Below are 19219 nucleotides of genomic sequence, written 5' to 3'. Positions count from 1 at the left end.
ATTAGAATTTCCGCTAATTCGTGAATAAACAAAGGCAACAATTTTAATAATCCTTTGAACATACTATTTATTTAAGAAAGTTCCAGCATAACCGCCATTTTTTGCTTTAGGGTTCATAACGAAAGCCATTTCATTAATGACCACCTTTCCTGTTTTTTTCTCCATTGTACCCCAATGAAAAGAAGTCTGACCCGTTTTAGTATTAGTGAATGTTACAGCAACCGAACCAAACCAACCTTTGTCAGATTCTTTTGATTTTGAGGTAGTTACAGCTTTTATTGAAATCAATTCTTTATTCGATAAACGCCATCCCGTTACTAGAAACTGCTCAACACCAGCGTTAACCCCTGATTTAGGAAAGTACTTTGTTAATTTTGCGCCAGAGTGCTTAACAAAATCGTTTCTTCTTTGCGTTCTTGAATAACCAGCATTTCTTTGCTGATAATCATTTTTGAAAGGAACAAAAGGGTGTTGATTTCCACCATCCCAATGATTCGGCTTTTGCATATTATAATTTGCCATTAGTGAAATATATTTTTAATATTAATTATTATTTGAGTGATTTTCTTAAGGATTAGCACAATAGAATCTATCACAAAAATTATTAAATAGAGCCTATTGCGCCACCTTTGAGATTTCATTTTCTAACGCCTTCTTTTACGGTTATTCGTTTTAATACCAAATTTTAACACAAGGAGAGCGACCAAAGCACCACCAAAGAGCAATATTTGTGTTTTATACTTATTCCACATAGACTGAATCCAAAGTTTAGACATAAAAGCGTTCGCATCCTGTACAGCAGGCATCCCAGCAACGGAATTAATTAAATTATTAGTATAATTCGTTTCTGCTTGTTTTACAACATCTGAAACAGGTTGAGGAATAGCAAAAGTTTTATTAGTCAAACTATTAACCTGTTTAGCTACTTTTTTCGGGTCTTCTGTAGTCATAACTCTTTGTGCATCTTCGGCAATAGCCGAAAAATTCCCTGTAACACCTCTTACTAAATTTTTGACAGAAACTACTCTTTTAAGTTTGTTTGTCGCATCTTTAAAGAATCCCATTATTGAACAGATTTAAAATTCCTAACCACAAAGTTGATAACTGCACCCTGTTCTTTATTTACCTCGATTTCATCTATATGCAATAAAGGCAACGCTAAACGGTTTGGAATCTGAGCCAAAACAGCAGTTCCTTTAATAGCTTGAATTGGGTCACTATCTCTTGACTGAGTTTGTAACTCAAACGGAAGATATTTAACACTTTTACCGTTTTCGAAACGATAAATAACATCCTGTATAGTTGCGTGAGTTGTCATAATCGCCAAATCAAAACCATTAACATCTATTTTTTTGCTGAATTCCTCACTAGCTACGGTTTTTTGCTCAAAAAACGCTAAAACATCCGTTTGCGTAGGCTCTTCAAATCCGTACAAATCATACGTTTTAGAAGCATCTAATCCATCTAATGAAATTTTAATACTTTCCTTTTCTGCCAAGAAAATACCACCACCAACAGCCAATTCACACATTGCGATAGTCTCATAAACTGCGTCTGATTGTACCGCCTCTAATCCATAAGAAGACGCCAAAATAAAATCCAATACAGGAATTTTATTAGCCAAATAAACGTTTGAACCATTCGCACGCTCAATATAAATGCTAATTTTCTCCGTTGTGAGTTGGTCAATAGACAAACCATCAATAGCAAGAATAAGCGCCCCAATTGATTTCGTTACACTAATTTCGTCAACTTTTGTAACTCCTGTAATACTTTTAATTTTCATTTTTATATTATTAATTAAATTTTCGTGTTACAAAGGTTACAAAGGATTGATTAATGGTATTTCTATTTTTTTTGCTTTATTATGCTTTTTTTCTATTTTTTAGCATTATTTACTATGACAAAATACCGTATTTAATCAAATCCGATATAGTTAAATAACCTCTTGTTATTTGCAAAGAATCCATAATAGTCTGATATTCCTTTCTTGCAGTTGGGTAACTAATTTCTAATATGTGCTTAAGTTGCATCTTTGACACTTTTTGGGTCGGAGAAGGTTTTTTTATAGTAGCCATTATTCAATAAATAGGTTAGTTTGTTCATTATAAAGAGCATAATTAAATTTTATACCCATCTTTTCAAGTTGTTGGAATTCCGATAAATAAAAGCGCATTTTATCATCAAACCACGTTTGTAAAGTTGTTCCATCAAAGGGATTTTTTTCTAATAACAATCTATTCAAAGCCACTATATAAGTGACATTTTGAAAGTTCGCAACATATTCCCGAAACAAAGCTTTTGCCAATCTTTTACGCTTCACAAGGCTAGGAACAAACGAACGTTTTAAACGTATAAAGGTCGGTTTGTATTTACCAATATTTTCTAATAAATAATCAAAATCCAATATAAAAGAAACTGATTTTTCTTTATTTACTTGTGATTTACCTGTATTCTCACGCAATTCAAAAAAATTAGTTTGAGCCATTATAACCAACTGAATTAAAGCAGAGTAATTAAACAAAGAGTAAGTTACATCTTGAAAAGGTAAAACAAGTTTTTGCCCTGTTTCCTCAAAAAAATCTTTATCGTGTCCGAATGATTTTAAATTAGTAAAAAAAGAAGCATTTAATTGATATTCAAAACGCCAAACGTTTTTGTTATCAAAATCATTCTTTTTATAAAATTCTTGTATGTATGACTTCTCATTTATTTCTAAACTCAAAGATTTGTTATAGACACGCAAAAACTTTGAAGAACCACGAGAACCAAAATTAAAACCGTTATTTATACAAACACCTTTTACTATTTCATTATAAGATGAAAAACCTTTTTTGCGACCAGCAACACGCAGAGCACCATTCGACAAGTCAGCATTTAATTTTCTGTAATATTCGTTTTTGTCGTGTATATCGAATGCAATATCTAAACGATTTATAGCTGAAAAATCCAAACAGTAAGTAGTTGTAAATAAATTAATTATGTCGCTTATTTCGTCTAATGATTTAGTATAAAATATATGATTTTCAAATTGTAGTTGTGATAAAAATTCATTAATAATTGATGCACGCGGTTTAGAAAAAATTGTCGCAAGGTTTTGCCCTTGATACTTTATTAAATATTTATCCGAAAAGGTTTTGGTTGCAAATGGTTCTTTTATAATATCAAATTCGGACGAGTTGGAAGCCTCGAAAGGTCTAAAATCGCCCATTAAATTAATAATAAGGTAATCTATTGAAATTAAGGTTTTTGGGTGCATTATTGAAAATTTAATAGTGAGTTGAATGCCGTTTTACCCAACGGCATTGATTTTGATTTGACTTGAGTAGTTTTGATAAGAGATAAAAAAAATATTTAAAAAGCCTTAAATCGTTCGGGATTTTCCTTCTTAGTTTTGTAATGTTAATCAACAAACAACCCACGCATTAAGGCTTAAATTTTAATATGAAGTCAAACAAACTTCCTTAATAACATAGTTTACTTTCTTAGAACGTAATAAACGTATTGTTTTATGAAACTCATTATCTGAAAATAAATCATCAACCATATAAGGGACAAATAATTTAGAACCAGCTAAAGTCCAAGCCGTTAAAGCTTTTTTATCCTTAGAAAATTTATAAAAGAACTTATCTTTTATACAAATAACATAAGCTATAGAAGTATCCATTTTTTAAAATCGTAAAGAGTTAATAAAATCAATTTCGTACTGTTTAGGGTCCTGAGGTGCAAAATGTTTTTTAAGTTCTTTTTCTAAATTTGAAAAAGTAACGTTTAGAACATTTGACGTATAATATTGATGATTAACAATAGTTAAACCTTTATCAGTCTTAAGTATTTCAATCTGATACAAGGATATTTCTAAAGCCTGTACTTTATACAATTTGTTATTTAATGTTTTTAAATAGTACAAAAATGTTTTTGCAGATAATTGATAATCAACAGGGACGAGGATTTTTAAAATATCAATCATTTGGAAAAGGTTTTAATTTTTCTAATTTTTGATTAATTTTCAAAATCAACTCTTTAGTGCTACGAGCAGAAAATAAAATTTCTAAATTTGAATAAGAGGAAGAATAAACTCGGAAGTAAGACCAAGGCAAAGACTCAAATGAATCAATCATTGTTATACCGAAAGAAATTTCAGTAAATTTAAAACGAATATATAAATGAACATCGTTAGATAATTGAGTTTTGCAGAAAGGTCTTAAAGTACGTTGTAATTGCGCAAGGGAAATTTTAGGATGCACGCGCATTTTGAAACAAGCAACCAAATAAGCATTATAATTACTAATTGCTTTTTGTTGGTTTTTTTTTGTGATCATAACACCAATTTTTAAGTTAATAAATACTTAAAAAAAATATTGGTGTACGCTTGTATATGTTTACTATCTAAAGTTTAAATAGTTCTATTGTCATAGTATTTTTCATACTATAAATTATAATTCAAATATAACTCATAAAAAACCTCACAAAATAAATCTTCATGAGGTTTTATAGATTGTAAAACTTGTAGTCGTTTTCAATACTTAGCTAAAAATTACTTATTTTGAAGTGAAAAATGAGCTATTAATTTTTCAACTAATTCGTCTTTAGTTAAATGATGAAAAATAGTTTTAATTTTATTTTTAAATTCAACCTCCAAATCATGGTTAGGCTTAGTTTTAAAAATTTGTTTTGCCCATAAAATTGCGTTATTTTCCTCAATACTTGCCACTGATGGTTTATTATACTTTTGAAATTGTAAACCCAATTCTTTTTCAAATTCAGGGATTTCAATTTCTTCCTCTGGTTGCAAAATGGTTAATGACAGTCCTTTAGCTCCGGCACGCGCAGTCCTTCCACTTCTGTGAACGTAAGCTTCAAAAGTATCTGGTAAATGATAATTGACCACATAAGAAACCTCTGAAACATCAATTCCCCTTGAAACTAAATCGGTTGCTATCAAAATGCTAATATGACCCTGACGAAATTGACCCATAATTCTGTCTCGAATTCCTTGCGATAAACTACCATGTAAAGCACCTGATGAGAACTTATGAATTGCTAAATTTTTAGCTAATTTATTGACAGCAGCTTTTGTTTTGCAAAAAATAATTCCCCGTTCCCCCTCTTTCGTGTTTAAAAAATGCATTAATACCTCCAATTTTTCAATTGGATCAACTACAATATAATGATGATCAATACCTTGATTACCCATCATTTCCATGTTAGCACTTACCTGTACCACATTTTTATGTAAATAATTCTGAATGAGTTGTTTTATAGTACCTGGAAGTGTCGCTGTAAATAAAAAAGATCGGTGATTTTTAGGCAATTGCGCTATGATTGTATCTAAACTATCTTTCAAGATACTCACCATTTCATCTGCTTCATCAATAATTAAAAAAGGCGTTTGAGACAAATCAATTGCTTTTCTTTCAATCAAATCAATTAATCGCCCAGGTGTAGCAATTACTATATGAGCGGTATTTGATAATCGCTCGATTTGAGGTTTAATGGGTACACCACCACAAGTAACTGCAATGGACAGGGCTTCGTTATATTTTGAAAAATCTAATAAATTCTGAAAAATTTGATTTCCTAATTCCCTAGTTGGAACTAAAACAAGTGCTTGTACCGAGGGTTTTGTCACCTCAATCATTTCAATTATTGGCAAACCAAAAGCGGCGGTTTTTCCGGTACCCGTTTTGGCAATGCCCACAATGTCAGTTTTATTTTTTAGAACTAAAGGAATAACTTCTGCTTGTATTTCGGTTGGTTCAACAATTCCCATTTCGGCAATCGCTTTAAGAATAGGTGCTGAAAGACCTAAATTTGAGAAGTGTTTTGACATGTTTTTTTTATTTTAACGAAGATTATATTCAATAAATTAGAAATGTATTTAAATAGAAATCAAAAAATTAATCTAATTCATTCATAATTTTTTCACGGTATTTCTTTCCAATTAATAGCGTCAATTTTTGCTTATAGTCCTCCACTAACCATTCTCTATAATTTTTACTACACTGACTTAAACATTTGGAATAGCGCTTAATACGACATTCTATATCATCCTCTAGTTCACGTGCTAACGCTTTGGCTTCTTGTGGCAAATCTGCATTATCAACACACATAGAGGAATGTTGATCTAGTGACTTATCTAATACTACTTTCGAACGTAAATTTTGTTTGATCGCTAATTTATGTTCTTCATCTACATCAAATGTAACTACATCTGTTTTACTAAATTTTGCTCTTAATTCAGGAGGCATTTGGTATTTAAAATGCAATTCAATTTCTTGGTCATCTCTGAGATTTTCAAGATAAAACTCAGGAGATTTAAAAATATGTTGCCAATTTACAGGCTCGCTCCACAGTCCGAATCTAGCAGCATTATTTCCTAAATCTATAACCGTAAATTCATCTTTTCCAGGTAATTTTCTGGAGCCACGCCCAATCATTTGAAAATATAAAGTTAAGGACTTAGTAGCTCTATTTAAAATGATTGTTTCAACTGTAGGCTCATCAAAACCCGTAGTTAAAATACCAACTGAAGTCAAAATTGCATCAGGAGTATGCTTAAACCAATGCAAAATTTCCTTACGTTCATCGTTATTACTCGTGTTATCTAAATGTCGAATGGGATATCCTGCCTCGCGAAACGTTTCGTATACATAGAGAGACGTATTGATACCGTTATTAAAAATTAACGTTTTCTTACCCAAAGAACGTTCGGTATAGGCATACAACAACTTCTCTTGCATTATCGTATTAGTGTATAAATCATCTGATGATTTCACCGTATAATCTCCGTTTATTCCAACTTTTAACGAGGTTAAACCTACATCATAACTATATGTTACCGCTCTAGCTAAAAATCCTTTTTCAATAAGAGAGCCTATAGTATCCCCTACAATTAATTCATTATAACTTTGATGCATCGGTAATTTAATATTAGAACTCAAAGGTGTTGCTGTAACTCCTAATATAAAAGCATTTTTAAAGGAACTTAATAATTTTCGGAAGGAATTGTAATGTGCTTCATCAATAATCACTAATCCGATATTGTCAAGATGCAATTTTTCATCATTAATACGGTTTTTGAGCGTCTCCACCATCGCAACAAAGCAAGAAAAGTCGTTTTGATCAGGTAACTCTTTTACTTTGCTATTAATAATTTTATTTTTAACCCCAAATCCTTTTAACATTTTAGAGGTTTGTTTACACAATTCTATACGATGCGTTAAAACCACCACTTTTTTATCATGTTGTGATAAGTATCGACGCACTATTTCAGAGAAAACAACTGTTTTTCCTCCCCCTGTTGGCAATTGATATAATAAATGATGATTAATCGGTGCATTATCTATACGTTCAAATATGGCATCAATATCTCCTTTTTGATAGGCGTATAATTCTTTTTTACCTTCAACTTGAATTTCTAAAGCGTCTTCTAACATTATAAATTTTGGATTTTTGCAAAAATACGCCTAAAAAAGAGTTAATGCACTACTATTAAAATAAAATTTTATGGCATGAAATCAATAATTTTATTAATGAGGCACTATAATTGAGTATTTTTCTGAATTAAGTTTTCAAAATAAGTGCAATTCTTCCATTTTTGAATTTTAGTTTCGGTTAAAATTCCTTCAATTCTATTTTTAAAATCAAAATAAATACCATTACTAATGCAAAACGACACCACTTGTTCATAGGAATTGTATGTGCTTTTATAAAATGCCTCAGAAATTATGTTGTTTTCAGCCGTATAGGTTTGAGCAATTTCTATCCCATAAAGCATTAAATCTGCTGTAATAAAGGGGTCTACTCCTAAAGTTAAAAAATGTTTACAATACTTTTGGGCTACGGATCGCCGTAGTTTTGCTTTTGCCAATCTTTTGGCACCCGATTTTGCAACAGGAAAATATTCTTGTGCAATTTTGGTTTTAGCCTCTCTCAAAAGAAGAGCTTCTTTAGGATTAAAAACAAAATTATAAAACACTTTTACAGGATTAAACTTGTCGTACAATTCTAAAATTTGCTCTTCTAATTGTTCTTTTGTCAATTGGCCGATGTATTTCTTTAAATCACGCTTACTCATTTTGAATACTTGAATACTGTAAAAGTAAATTACTTTGCGAATACAAACACTATAATCAATAAGAATCCTTAATTTTGTCTGCTTCAACTTAAATTACTACAAAATAATGTTTAGAATTTTTAAAATCACAGCTATTTTGGAAGGCTGTTCCTATCTTATTTTACTTGCGAATATGTTGTTTATTAAACCTAATCTTATCGATTTGTATAAAACACTTTTATATCCTATTGGCATGAGCCATGGAGTTTTATTTGTGGGGTATTGTCTATTAGCTTTACTTTTGAAAAAGAGCCAAAATTGGTCTTTTTCCACATTTTCTCTGATTATTTTAGGCTCATTGATTCCCTTTGGCACTTTTTATATTGAAAAGAAATACTTAAGAAATGAGTAATCTTTTAGACCAAATTTTCAATTTCCTTTATCCTATCTTTCGACGATGGGGTTTTGGATATTCTTTCTCTTCGTATTTAAGTATGGTTGTAAATATCATTATTTTGATTTTTTTAACCTATTCTATTTATATGATTTTTCGTTTTTTGTTTGTTACCACTATGGCTATTATAGCTTTAAAAACAAAAACAAAATTTGATGATTTAATCATATCGAACAAAACGGTAATTTATATTGCTCAATTAATTCCATTTACACTGATTTACAAATCAGTACCCATCATTTTAAAACGCTATGATTACTGGGAAGATATCTTTGGAAAATTAGTAGGCGTCTATATTGTTTTACTGATTTTGTGGATCATTAGGTCATTGCTAAACACTACTCAAGATTATTTAAAACAAATTCCAAGATTCAGTGATAAACCTGTAGATAGTTTTATTCAGGTAATTATGATTGTACTTTGGATGTTTGGAATCTCAGTAATTATTTCTAAAGTTTTTGGAATTAGTCAAAAAGAAATGTTGACTATTTTGGGAGCTGTATCGGCAATTATTATTTTGATTTTTAGAGATACCATTTTAGGATTTGTTGCTAGTGTTCAAGTTGCAATTAATGATATGGTTCGTATTGGGGATTGGATCACTATGGAACGTTATGGAGCAGATGGGGATGTAATCGAGATTAATTTGGCTACAGTAAAAGTTCGCAATTTCGACAACACGACTACCACAATTCCTACGTATAGCCTTAGTTCCGATTCTTTTCAAAATTGGAGAGGAATGCTTAACTCGGATGGTAGAAGAATTAAAAGACATCTTTTAATTAAAGCTAGTACTATTCGTTTTTTAGAAGATTACGAATTAGATCAATTACAAAAAGTAGAATTAGTCCGCCCTTATATTCAAAGTCGCAAAGCAGAAATTGAAAGATACAATCAGGCTAACGCTGTGGATAAATCCTTATCTATCAATGGCCGAAACATGACAAACTTAGGTTTGTTCAGAAAATACATCAATCAATATTTACACCAACATCCGGGATTGAATAAAAATCTTACCATGATGTGTCGTCAATTGCAACCCACTTCACATGGAATGCCTTTGGAGATTTATGCATTTTCAACCGATAAACGTTGGATTAATTACGAGTATATTATGGCTGACATTTTTGATCATGTTATAGCTTCTGTTCCTTATTTCTATTTAGAACTTTATGAGATGCCTTCGAATAGTACATTCTTAAAAACCGATACATAGCTTATTCGATAAAGGGATACTTTAAATAGCATCCCTTTTTTATAATCTATCTTTCACATATTCAATTTCTGTTTTACCATGTGGCTTCGGCTTGCCATCGGCTCCTAAATTTACCATAGTCGTTTTATCAATAGTAATAATAGTTTCTCTAGTCATCATATTTCGAGCTTCACATTTTAAAACTAATGAGGTTGTGCCAAATTTCACAACATCAATCCCAATTTCAATAATATCGCCTTGTTTGGCTGAGCTAGTAAAATTGATTTCTGACATGTATTTTGTTACAATTTTAGCATTTTCTAATTGGATAATGGTATATAGGGCTAATTCTTCATCAATCCATGCTAATAATCGGCCACCAAATAAGGTTCCATTTGGATTTAAATCTTCGGGCTTAACCCATTTTCTTGTATGAAATCTCATAGTGTTTATTTTACACAACCCTAATTATACTAGTGCTACAAATTTTAAAACGCCTACTCTCCATTGTATGGATGATAAAATTAAGTTTATGATGTGATACTTAAAGCTACAATTATTTTTTTGATTCGTTTAACGAAAAATTATTTTGGTTGGTTTTCAAATTTAAGCAATTTACCAAAACCTTTTTAATTAACTTTAGAAAAAAAAGCATGGATCAAAGAACACTACTTTTAAAAGAATTGCGAGGAGAGGCTATTGGAATCCTTACAGATCAATCCTCAACAGATGAAAAATTTCAAAATCAAGTACTTAGACCTATTTTAAAACTTCAAAACGAACTTTTTCTTGCTTCTTTTGAAAATTACATTCATAAAAACAAAAGAGATTTTTATACTCTTTCTGTTGAAAAAAAACTTTTTTTGGTAGAGAATGCTATTCAAAAAGATATAAAATTTCGAAATGCCTTAAAAGGAATCGTTATTGGACTTTTTACATTAGAAGAGTATAAAACTTACATTCAAAATTCTTCTAATCTCAACAAAAGAATGATGAATATGCTTATTGAACGTATTAAAAGTCAAATACAATTGTTTGACAAACAGGTTTAAAAAGGTAACTTTCCGCTGCAATAAAAATAAAATTTTACATTTTCGAAAAAATTCAATAATCATTAAGTGTTGCAATCTTTTCGTTTGGAAACTCTTTTTTATTTAGTAGTATTTTTACTCGTTATATAAAAATTAGTATCAACTTCAAATTCGGGGTTTATAGTATCAATTGTAATAGATTTCCACTCGTTACTAGGTTCCAAAATCATAGTTGTATTATTCAAATATACTTTTATAGGCAGATTGAAATGGGGAACACTATTTGTCCAACGATACTCCAGTTGCTTATTTTTAAAAAAATATTCTAAGGTTGGAATTTGTGTATCGCGCAAATATTGATTAAAAAAAGAGCTTAAATCACGTCCTGTTTTCTCACTTAAATAGTGTTCAATTTGCTGCGTAGTTACCGTTTGATGATAAAAAGTAGCATTCAAACCTCTCAAAATATTGCGCCATTTCTCATCATCGCTAACTACTTGTCGCAAGGTGTGCAACATATTAGCCCCTTTGTAATACATATCCGAAGACCCCTCATTGTTAACGTCGTAGTGACCAATAATAGGTTTATCATTTTCGATATTTTTTCGAATCCCTCTTACGTAAGTATAGCCTGCCTCTTTACCAAAGTAATATTCCAAAAATAAACTCTCCGAGTAATTTGTAAAACTCTCGTGAATCCACATATCCGCAATATCCTTATAAGTAATATTGTTTGCAAACCACTCGTGACCCGACTCGTGAACAATAATAAAATCAAACTTCAACCCCCACCCCGTTCCACTCAAATCGCGTCCTAAATAACCATTTTTATATTGATTACCATAGGTCACGCTACTTTGGTGCTCCATGCCAAGGTATGGGACTTCGACCAACTTATAGCTGTCTTCATAAAAAGGATAGGGACCAAACCAATATTCAAAAGCCTTCAACATTTTAGGGACTTCTTGGAATTGCTTTTTGGCTTTATCAAGATTATTGCGTAACGCATAATACGTACAATCCAAGTTGCCTTTTTCACCTTTATATTTTTCAGAAAAAGAAACGTAATCACCAATATTAATATTCACTCCGTAATTATTGATTGGATTTTTAACGATCCAATGAAATGTTTTAGTCCCGTCTTTTTGCTTTTGAATGCGAAGTAAACGACCATTAGAAACTTCTGTTAAATTACCTGGCACATTTACACTAATCATCATGCCCTCCTCTACTTCATCATACATATGATCTTTATTCGGCCACCAAACGCTAGCCCCCAAACCTTGACAAGAGGAAGCTACAAAAGGATTACCATACTTGTCTTTTTTCCAGGTAATTCCGCCATCCCATGGTGGATTTACCGCAACTTTAGGTTTACCATTATAAAAAACAACAATTTCTTTCGTTTTTCCAGCTATTTGAGGAGCACTTAATGTAATAAAATAGGCATTTCCTTCTCGTTTATAGCTTAACTGTTTCCCATCTTGAATCACTTTAGTAATAGCCATAGGTTTTTGCAAATCAATTTGCATTACCATATTTTCTTGTAAGACTTGATAGCGAATGGTATTTGACCCAATAATAGTGCTATCTGAAGGATTTACTTTAATGTCCAAATGATAGTATTTCAAATCCCACCAAGCACGTTCTTTGGTAATACTACCTCTCAGGGTATCCTGTCTTGTAAAAGTAGTTTCAGCTGCATTCAATAATCCTTGCGCATGATTGATCATCACCGATGTGAACAATAAAAAGGTCGCTATTTTTTTCATTCGAAATAGTTTTTTTCAAAACTACATACTTTTTTGGTTTTTATCGATTAATTAAATTGACTTTACTATTAAAAATCAAACTAATTTGAGGTTGATTAATTAGGCAAAACAATAGTGTTAACACAAAATTATTAAGATTTTTATTTTTAAAAGATTTAACAATGTAAGAAAAATTTATATATTTGATTGTACTAGTATCAAATTATTAATCAAACTAACCGTAACCCTATTAAAAACATGAATTTTAATCTTAACAAAAGTCTTTCGTCTTTACTGCTTTGTTTATGCACATTGCTATCCTTTTCCCAAAATGAAATGAAACAGAAAATTGATTCCATCGAACAAACCTTTCATTATGAAAAAGGTGTTATCACCCTAAAAAATGGTATCGGCAGCATTAGAGTCCCCAAAGGATTTAAATATTTAAATCCAGAACAAGCAGAAAAAGTACTCGTAGATTTATGGGGAAATCCTAAATCTGAAAATATCACTCTTGGATTATTACTTCCAGAGAACCAAGGTGTTCTGAGTCAAAAAGGTTATGTGTTTAATATTCAGTATGATGAGATTGGTTATGTAGAAGATAAAGATGCGGATGACATTGATTACGACGAATTATTGACCCAAATAAAGGAAGATACTAAAACAGAAAATAGTGAGAGAACAAAAGAAGGGTACGAAGCCATCACCATTGTAGGATGGGCAGCTACTCCTTTTTATGATAAGGAAAAGAAAATTTTACATTGGGCAAAAGAAATAAAATTTGGTAAAGCATCAGAAAATACTCTAAATTATAACATTAGAATTTTAGGAAGAAAAGGTGTTTTAGTTTTAAATGCGATTGCTGGCGCTTCAGAATTACCACTTGTACAAAGAGATCTTAGCAAAGTCATAGACATTGTATCCTTTAATAAAGGATATACCTATGATGAGTTTGACAGTTCAATTGATACTGTGGCTGCTTGGACAATAGGTGGTTTGGTAGCAGGCAAGATACTGACAAAAGTTGGAGTTTTTGCAATTCTTGCTAAGTTTGGAAAAATAATTTTTCTAGCAATAATTGGTTTTTTTGGAGCTTTCAAAAACAAAATAATGAATTTATTTTCAAAGAAATCCACTGATGAAGAAATAGCTACTGAGCACAACGAAATTGAATCAACATCCGAAGAATTATAGAACAAGTGTAAAACACGCAAAAAAAATCAAACCAAAATACGGTATTAAAATTTTTCTTTAAAGTTTGTGAGAAGCACAAAAAAGAGGTTAGGAACATTCATGATCCAAACCTCTTTTTAACTTTTAATCTTTTATGATTTTATGTTTTCAAAATAAGGCAATACATTATCCTTTTGATTTTAATGCTTCATATTTATCGGTCATATCCAAAGATCTATAAAGGTTGAGAAGTAATTTAGAAACATCTTTATTATTTGGATCTAATTTCAAGGCTTTTTCTAAATGTACTACTGCAGACTTAACTAGTTCCTCTTTCTGACTTTTCAAAGCATCATACTTTTTCATATCGTCAGCGGAAGTACCTAATAATGACATTTTGTCTGAAAATTCTTTTTTTCGATCTAATTTAGCATATGCTAAATCAATATAGGTTTCACTATCATTAGGATTCAAATCAATTATAGCTTTGTAATTACTTTCAGCACTAACAATATCACCTTTTTCAGAATACAAAGATGCTATCTTTTTTAAAATTTCAACTTTTTTAGATTGGGCCTTGAAATTTCTAGGATTTACATGTGAACCTTGTTTCACACCTAAATCTCTATTTGATGCCGAGCCAAATAGCTCTTCTTCATTTGTTGCTTTGTTCGTTGCATAGTACTCCATTGCGTTTCCGGTGTATTTAATCTCTTTCAATTTTTCATAGCTTTTTAATGCTAAATCATATTGTTTGGCATTAAAATAATTGGAAGCCGCATTATAAAGATTAACAGTGTCTTTTTTGTCCATCTCATAAAGATAGTTCATCTTATTGGCTGCTTCAGAAAAATTATGTGAGTTATTATCAGTAGCAGCACTTCTATCTAATTCATTTTTCAAATTTTTTATGCCTTCACGAGCTTGCACAGCATATTTTAATTTACCAGAATCTACCTCAAAAACAATAATTTCATTATAGCACCCAACTGCCAATGCTAAATTTTTTGGTGTTTCTATATTTTTATGAGCTAAAGCAATAAATGCTTGAGCCTTTAAATAATAATAATCCGATTTATCCTCTTCTTTTGCATTGGTAATCAAATACTCTATATCGTTTAATATTTTCAACGATGCTTGTGCATTTCCATTAGTTAATTCCGATTGAGCCGTTTTAATCTGTTCTTTTTGAGCCATACCAGAAAGTGTTAGCCCGAGTGTTAAAAGCGTAAAAAGGTATTTTTTTTTCATAGTAGGTGGTTATTTTGGGGTTAGATAATAATTTATAACATTAATTTGTAAAAATCATTTTAAGATTAAATTAACAATTGCAAAATAGAATTTAATTTTGATTTAGCAAAAAAATAATTTAAAATTTTGCCTTCTTTTGTTTTTTTTTAGTAATAAAACATAATCAATAAAAAAGACGTTGCACTGATCTAGTATAGTATTAAATTCATAAAAAAAAGTCGTTTATTTAAATAAACGACTTTTTTTTAACAAAGTTAAAAGTAGTAAAATCTAAATTTTAGCTTTCAAGGCTTTATATTCTGCTGTCATCTCCAAAGCACTATAAACATTCATTAATGTTTTAGCTACATCTGTATTTTTCGGATCTAATTCAACTGCTTTTTTCAAAAATGGAATAGTACTTTTGAAAAGGTCTTCCCTTTTTTTCTTCAAAACATCATAGCGTTTCATGTCATTGTTTGAAGTGCCTAACTTATTCATTTCATCAATAATTGGCTTTTCATTTTCTAATTTCAAAGCAGCAAGATTAATATAAGCGTTGGTATAATTAGGGTTGATTTCAACAACTTTATTGTAATATTTTTCCGCATCAGCAGTGTTTTTGGCATTCGCACTCAAAACTCCTAAATTAAAAACTAAATCTGCATCATTTGGATTTTTTGTTAAAATATCGGCTACTAATCTTTTATAGGTTTCGAAATCTTTAGTTTCTAAATACAAATTCGCTTCAGTTAAAGCCAAAGACGTATCTTCAGGATTTGTCTTTCTAGCTTCAGCTACAGCTTGCTGCGCCTCTTTGGTTTTACCTTGTTGCACTAAAATAAGAGCTACATTTTTATAAATTTCGCCTCTTTTAGAAGGAATAACTTCTGTTCTTGGCTTTTCATGAGTTCCTAATTTAATCATTCTGTCTCTTTCTGCAGCCGTCAAGTACATATCTTCTTGTGAAGTAAGTTTGTTAACTGCAAAATAATTTGTTCCCTTACCTGAATAATTTAATTTTTTCAACTCATCGTAATTACTCAAAGCGGCATCATAATTCTTAGCATTTACATAGGTCGAAGCGGCATAGTATAAGTTAATCGTATCTTTCTTATCTAATTGATAAGCATCGTATAGCTTTTTGGCAGCTACATCATATTTTTCAATTTTTGAGTCAGCTATGGCCTCATTAATCAATTTATACTTGATATCAATAACTGATTTTGTAGCTTGGGAAGTATATTTAGATTTACCAGATGTCTTTTCAACTTCAATTAATTGTTGAAAAGCGGTGGCTGCAAGCGACAAATTGGTGTCCTTATCAACACTTTTAGTAGCTAAATCTAGCATTACATTTCCTTTTACAAAATAATATTGTGCTTTTTCTGCATCAGTAGCATTTGTTATTACGGATTCTGCATCTAACAAAATACTTTTTGCTTCGTCCGATTTACCAGCTTTTAATGCTTTTTCAGCTGCTTTAATTTGATCTTTTTGTGCAAAAGTAGCTACTGATATCAGCATAGCTGATGCAAGCATTACATATTTACTTTTCATGGTATTACTATTTAAAATTTATTTAATTATTACTCTTCGTTACTATCTTCTTCCTCTGCATCCTCTTCCTCATCATCTACTATTTCTTCGTCATCATCTTCTTCATTATCTACAATACCTTCTTCATCCTCTAATACCTCTAAAACAGGTTTCACTCTTTCAACAGCAGCGTCTTCAGAATTTTCGTCTACCTCATCTTTCATGACTTTAGTCACAGCTGCGATTGAATCATTTCCTTTCAAATTGATTAACTTCACTCCTTGCGTGGCGCGACCCATTACTCTCAAGTCTTCAATTGCCATTCTGATGGTTAACCCTGATTTGTTAATAATCATTAAATCATCAGCATCAGTAACTGCGTTTATAGAGATTAATTTACCCGTCTTTTCAGTGATATTTAATGTTTTCACACCTTTTCCACCTCGATTGGTAATTCTATACACATCTTCTCCGTCATCGTCTACTAATTTGGTGCGTTTTCCGTATCCATTTTCGGTTACTACCAAAATTTGAGAATCGGTAATGTTTTCTTTGTCTACGGTCACCATTCCAATCACTTCATCCTTTTCATCGTTTAAAGTAATTCCTCGAACTCCAGAAGCGGTTCTTCCCATGGGTCGAGTTTTAGTCTCTTCAAAACGAACTAATTTTCCTGATTTAACAGCAAGTATGATTTGACTTTCGCCATTTGTTAATTTAGCCTCCAATAATTCATCACCTTCTTTGATAGTAATGGCTGCAACACCATTAACACGTGGTTTTGAATATTTTTCTAACGACGTTTTTTTGACTTGACCTTGTTTAGTCACCATAATTAAATTATGACTATTTATGTACTCTTTATCTTTTAAATCTTGAGTACAAATATAAGCTTTTACCTTATCATCACTTTCAATATTGACCAAGTTTTGAATCGCTCTTCCTTTGGCCGTTTTGTTTCCTTCAGGAATTTCGTAGACTCTCATCCAAAAACATTTTCCTTTTTGCGTAAAAAACATCATATATTGATGATTAGTAGCCACAAACATATGTTCTAAGAAATCTTGATCTCTAGTACCAGCGCTTTTTTGTCCTACCCCACCTCTATTTTGGGTTTTATATTCACTAAGATTAGTTCTCTTAATGTAGCCTGCATGCGAAATTGTTACCACAACATTTTCATCTGCAATCAAATCTTCTATACTTACATCTCCACCGGAGTATTCAATTAAAGAACGACGTGCATCACCATATTTATCTCTTATTTCAATTAGTTCTTCTTTTATAAGAGCAGTTCTTAGGTTTACATCTGCTAACAAAGCACGCAGATGATCAATTAATTTCATGATTTCTTCGTATTCAGCTCTCAACTTATCTTGTTCTAAACCTGTAAGTTGACGCAAACGCATTTCAACAATAGCTCTTGCTTGAATATCCGAAAGTTTGAATCTTTCAATTAACTTTTCTCTAGCTTCTTCCGTATTTTTTGAGGCTTTAATAAGTGCAATAACTTCATCTATATTATCAGAAGCAATAATTAAACCTTCTAAAATATGAGCTCGCTCTTCTGCTTTTCTTAATTCGTATTGGGTTCTTCTAATTACTACATCATGGCGGTGCTTCACAAAATAATGAATCAAATCTTTTAGATTCAACATTTGTGGACGACCATCTACTAATGCGATATTATTTACACTGAAAGAAGATTGCAGTTGTGTATACTTATATAAGGTATTTAAAACAACATTTGGAGTTGCATCTCTTTTTAAGATGTATACAATACGCATACCGTTTCTATCCGATTCATCTCGAATATTAGCAATCCCTTCTATTTTCTTTTCATTAACCAAGTCTGCAGTACGTTTGATCATATCTGCTTTATTCACTTGATAAGGAATTTCAGTTACAATGATAGACTCCCTGCCGTCTACTTCTTCAAAACCAACTTTAGCACGCATTACAATTCGGCCACGTCCCGTTTTGAAAGCTTCACGCACACCTTCATACCCATAGATTATTCCACCAGTAGGAAAATCAGGAGCCTTGATATGTGTGATTAATTCGTCTATTTCAATATCATTATTGTCTATATACGCTAATGTACCATTGATAACCTCAGTAAGGTTATGTGGTGGCATATTCGTTGCCATACCTACAGCAATACCTGTTGCCCCGTTTATTAATAAGGTAGGGACGCGAGTAGGCATTACTTTTGGTTCATACAAGGTGTCGTCAAAGTTCAATTGAAAATCAACCGTTTCTTTTTCGATGTCGGCCATTATTTCTTCTGAAATTTTACGCATTCTTGCCTCTGTATAACGCATAGCTGCAGGACTATCACCATCAACAGACCCAAAGTTACCTTGTCCATCTACTAACAAATAGCGCATGCTCCATTCTTGTGCCATACGTACCATGGCATCATAAACAGAAGTATCTCCGTGTGGATGATACTTTCCTAATACTTCTCCGACAATTCTAGCGGATTTTTTATGGGCTTTATTTGAAAAAACTCCTAAATCATACATTCCGTATAGCACTCTTCGATGTACGGGTTTTAGACCATCTCTAACATCAGGAAGCGCTCTTGATACAATAACTGACATCGAATAATCGATGTAAGCTGATTTCATTTCATCTTCTATGTTAATAGGAATTAACTTTTCTCCTTCAGACATAAGTTGTTATATTAAATAATTATATTCATTTCAAAACGTGCCAATATACGCCTTTCTGAACTTTTTCCAGCTATTTTAACAGTCTATTTTTTCTGATTTATTAACA

The 19219-nt window shown here is 31.4% G+C and carries 19 protein-coding genes; 4 read left to right on the top strand and 15 right to left on the bottom strand.

All coding sequences use genetic code 11. The features are described 5' to 3' along the window. Window positions 1-63 precede the first annotated feature (63 nt). The 10 genes from ACSVH7_RS11135 to ACSVH7_RS11090 form a co-directional block, all read right to left on the bottom strand. Entirely contained in the window at window positions 64-522 is a 459-nt protein-coding gene (locus ACSVH7_RS11135) for a hypothetical protein (protein ID WP_438066773.1), read from the bottom strand. 122 nt (window positions 523-644) lie between these two features. Next, complete coding sequence (locus tag ACSVH7_RS11130; protein WP_438066772.1) at window positions 645-1064, bottom strand: hypothetical protein; 420 nt, start codon at window positions 1062-1064, stop codon at window positions 645-647. Next, window positions 1064-1786, bottom strand: a complete 723-nt coding sequence (locus ACSVH7_RS11125) for a hypothetical protein (RefSeq protein ID WP_438066771.1) — start codon at window positions 1784-1786, stop codon at window positions 1064-1066. The genes ACSVH7_RS11130 and ACSVH7_RS11125 overlap by 1 nt, the downstream gene beginning before the upstream one ends. A gap of 291 nt (window positions 1787-2077) precedes the next feature. After that, window positions 2078-3259, bottom strand: coding sequence for a replication initiation factor domain-containing protein (locus ACSVH7_RS11120; protein WP_438066770.1), 1182 nt, complete (start codon window positions 3257-3259; stop codon window positions 2078-2080). Between the two features lie 180 nt (window positions 3260-3439). Beyond that, the gene (locus tag ACSVH7_RS11115; protein WP_438066769.1) at window positions 3440-3667 is read right to left on the bottom strand and encodes a hypothetical protein; all 228 of its coding nucleotides are present in this window, start codon (window positions 3665-3667) and stop codon (window positions 3440-3442) included. A gap of 3 nt (window positions 3668-3670) precedes the next feature. After that, entirely contained in the window at window positions 3671-3970 is a 300-nt protein-coding gene (locus tag ACSVH7_RS11110; RefSeq protein ID WP_438066768.1) for a hypothetical protein, read from the bottom strand. After that, on the bottom strand, window positions 3963-4322 hold the full coding sequence (locus tag ACSVH7_RS11105; RefSeq protein ID WP_438066767.1) for a hypothetical protein: 360 nt from the start codon (window positions 4320-4322) through the stop codon (window positions 3963-3965). Before ACSVH7_RS11105 ends, ACSVH7_RS11110 begins: the two co-directional genes overlap by 8 nt. A gap of 215 nt (window positions 4323-4537) precedes the next feature. After that, window positions 4538-5833: a DEAD/DEAH box helicase gene (locus ACSVH7_RS11100; RefSeq protein WP_438066766.1), complete on the bottom strand. Its 1296-nt coding sequence runs from the start codon at window positions 5831-5833 to the stop codon at window positions 4538-4540. Between the two features lie 67 nt (window positions 5834-5900). Continuing rightward, window positions 5901-7439 carry a DEAD/DEAH box helicase gene (locus ACSVH7_RS11095; protein WP_438066765.1) on the bottom strand — a complete coding sequence of 513 codons (1539 nt, stop codon included), beginning with the start codon at window positions 7437-7439 and terminating at the stop codon, window positions 5901-5903. 104 nt (window positions 7440-7543) lie between these two features. Continuing rightward, window positions 7544-8080 (bottom strand): DUF6155 family protein, encoded by a 537-nt coding sequence (locus ACSVH7_RS11090; protein WP_438066764.1) that lies wholly within the window; start codon window positions 8078-8080, stop codon window positions 7544-7546. 106 nt (window positions 8081-8186) lie between these two features. Between ACSVH7_RS11090 and ACSVH7_RS11085 the strand changes: the two genes are divergently transcribed. Beyond that, window positions 8187-8471, top strand: coding sequence for a DUF3817 domain-containing protein (locus ACSVH7_RS11085; protein ID WP_438066763.1), 285 nt, complete (start codon window positions 8187-8189; stop codon window positions 8469-8471). Next, complete coding sequence (locus ACSVH7_RS11080) at window positions 8464-9729, top strand: mechanosensitive ion channel family protein (RefSeq protein ID WP_438066762.1); 1266 nt, start codon at window positions 8464-8466, stop codon at window positions 9727-9729. Before ACSVH7_RS11085 ends, ACSVH7_RS11080 begins: the two co-directional genes overlap by 8 nt. Window positions 9730-9768: 39 nt before the next feature. Here the strand turns inward: ACSVH7_RS11080 and ACSVH7_RS11075 are convergent, their stop codons facing one another. Beyond that, on the bottom strand, window positions 9769-10152 hold the full coding sequence (locus ACSVH7_RS11075; protein ID WP_438066761.1) for an acyl-CoA thioesterase: 384 nt from the start codon (window positions 10150-10152) through the stop codon (window positions 9769-9771). A 209-nt stretch (window positions 10153-10361) separates the two neighbouring features. Here ACSVH7_RS11075 and ACSVH7_RS11070 point away from each other — a divergent pair, with 209 nt between their 5' ends. Beyond that, window positions 10362-10760: a glyoxalase gene (locus ACSVH7_RS11070; RefSeq protein ID WP_438066760.1), complete on the top strand. Its 399-nt coding sequence runs from the start codon at window positions 10362-10364 to the stop codon at window positions 10758-10760. A 98-nt stretch (window positions 10761-10858) separates the two neighbouring features. On the opposite strand, the gene ACSVH7_RS11065 is transcribed toward ACSVH7_RS11070, so the two are convergent. Next, on the bottom strand, window positions 10859-12511 hold the full coding sequence (locus tag ACSVH7_RS11065) for a M1 family metallopeptidase (RefSeq protein ID WP_438066759.1): 1653 nt from the start codon (window positions 12509-12511) through the stop codon (window positions 10859-10861). Window positions 12512-12826: 315 nt separating this feature from the next. On the opposite strand from ACSVH7_RS11065, the gene ACSVH7_RS11060 reads away from it, so the two are divergent. After that, the gene (locus tag ACSVH7_RS11060; protein WP_438066758.1) at window positions 12827-13687 is read left to right on the top strand and encodes a DUF2167 domain-containing protein; all 861 of its coding nucleotides are present in this window, start codon (window positions 12827-12829) and stop codon (window positions 13685-13687) included. A gap of 165 nt (window positions 13688-13852) precedes the next feature. On the opposite strand, the gene ACSVH7_RS11055 is transcribed toward ACSVH7_RS11060, so the two are convergent. The 3 genes from ACSVH7_RS11055 to gyrA form a co-directional block, all read right to left on the bottom strand. Further along, the gene (locus ACSVH7_RS11055; protein WP_438066757.1) at window positions 13853-14917 is read right to left on the bottom strand and encodes a tetratricopeptide repeat protein; all 1065 of its coding nucleotides are present in this window, start codon (window positions 14915-14917) and stop codon (window positions 13853-13855) included. 270 nt (window positions 14918-15187) lie between these two features. Beyond that, window positions 15188-16456: a tetratricopeptide repeat protein gene (locus tag ACSVH7_RS11050; RefSeq protein ID WP_438066756.1), complete on the bottom strand. Its 1269-nt coding sequence runs from the start codon at window positions 16454-16456 to the stop codon at window positions 15188-15190. Window positions 16457-16485: 29 nt separating this feature from the next. Then, the gene (gene gyrA / locus ACSVH7_RS11045) at window positions 16486-19113 is read right to left on the bottom strand and encodes a DNA gyrase subunit A (protein ID WP_438066755.1); all 2628 of its coding nucleotides are present in this window, start codon (window positions 19111-19113) and stop codon (window positions 16486-16488) included. Window positions 19114-19219: the final 106 nt, after the last annotated feature.

Origin of the sequence: Flavobacterium sp. TSSA_36 (assembly GCF_051547165.1) — a bacterium.
Taxonomy (GTDB): Bacteria; Bacteroidota; Bacteroidia; order Flavobacteriales; family Flavobacteriaceae; genus Flavobacterium.
Note: the sequence above shows the minus strand (reverse complement) of the source record. Positions and strands in the feature narration are given on the sequence as shown.

Coding starts and splice junctions, on each gene's coding strand:
- ACSVH7_RS11065 (WP_438066759.1), bottom strand. CDS start 12,511: ATGAAAAAAATAGCGACCTTTTTATTGTTCACATCGGTGATGATCAAT.
- ACSVH7_RS11075 (WP_438066761.1), bottom strand. CDS start 10,152: ATGAGATTTCATACAAGAAAATGGGTTAAGCCCGAAGATTTAAATCCA.
- ACSVH7_RS11090 (WP_438066764.1), bottom strand. CDS start 8,080: ATGAGTAAGCGTGATTTAAAGAAATACATCGGCCAATTGACAAAAGAA.
- ACSVH7_RS11135 (WP_438066773.1), bottom strand. CDS start 522: ATGGCAAATTATAATATGCAAAAGCCGAATCATTGGGATGGTGGAAAT.
- ACSVH7_RS11105 (WP_438066767.1), bottom strand. CDS start 4,322: ATGATCACAAAAAAAAACCAACAAAAAGCAATTAGTAATTATAATGCT.
- ACSVH7_RS11125 (WP_438066771.1), bottom strand. CDS start 1,786: ATGAAAATTAAAAGTATTACAGGAGTTACAAAAGTTGACGAAATTAGT.
- ACSVH7_RS11130 (WP_438066772.1), bottom strand. CDS start 1,064: ATGGGATTCTTTAAAGATGCGACAAACAAACTTAAAAGAGTAGTTTCT.
- ACSVH7_RS11110 (WP_438066768.1), bottom strand. CDS start 3,970: ATGATTGATATTTTAAAAATCCTCGTCCCTGTTGATTATCAATTATCT.
- ACSVH7_RS11115 (WP_438066769.1), bottom strand. CDS start 3,667: ATGGATACTTCTATAGCTTATGTTATTTGTATAAAAGATAAGTTCTTT.
- ACSVH7_RS11050 (WP_438066756.1), bottom strand. CDS start 16,456: ATGAAAAGTAAATATGTAATGCTTGCATCAGCTATGCTGATATCAGTA.
- ACSVH7_RS11100 (WP_438066766.1), bottom strand. CDS start 5,833: ATGTCAAAACACTTCTCAAATTTAGGTCTTTCAGCACCTATTCTTAAA.
- gyrA (WP_438066755.1), bottom strand. CDS start 19,113: ATGTCTGAAGGAGAAAAGTTAATTCCTATTAACATAGAAGATGAAATG.
- ACSVH7_RS11070 (WP_438066760.1), top strand. CDS start 10,362: ATGGATCAAAGAACACTACTTTTAAAAGAATTGCGAGGAGAGGCTATT.
- ACSVH7_RS11080 (WP_438066762.1), top strand. CDS start 8,464: ATGAGTAATCTTTTAGACCAAATTTTCAATTTCCTTTATCCTATCTTT.
- ACSVH7_RS11095 (WP_438066765.1), bottom strand. CDS start 7,439: ATGTTAGAAGACGCTTTAGAAATTCAAGTTGAAGGTAAAAAAGAATTA.
- ACSVH7_RS11120 (WP_438066770.1), bottom strand. CDS start 3,259: ATGCACCCAAAAACCTTAATTTCAATAGATTACCTTATTATTAATTTA.
- ACSVH7_RS11060 (WP_438066758.1), top strand. CDS start 12,827: ATGAAACAGAAAATTGATTCCATCGAACAAACCTTTCATTATGAAAAA.
- ACSVH7_RS11085 (WP_438066763.1), top strand. CDS start 8,187: ATGTTTAGAATTTTTAAAATCACAGCTATTTTGGAAGGCTGTTCCTAT.
- ACSVH7_RS11055 (WP_438066757.1), bottom strand. CDS start 14,917: ATGAAAAAAAAATACCTTTTTACGCTTTTAACACTCGGGCTAACACTT.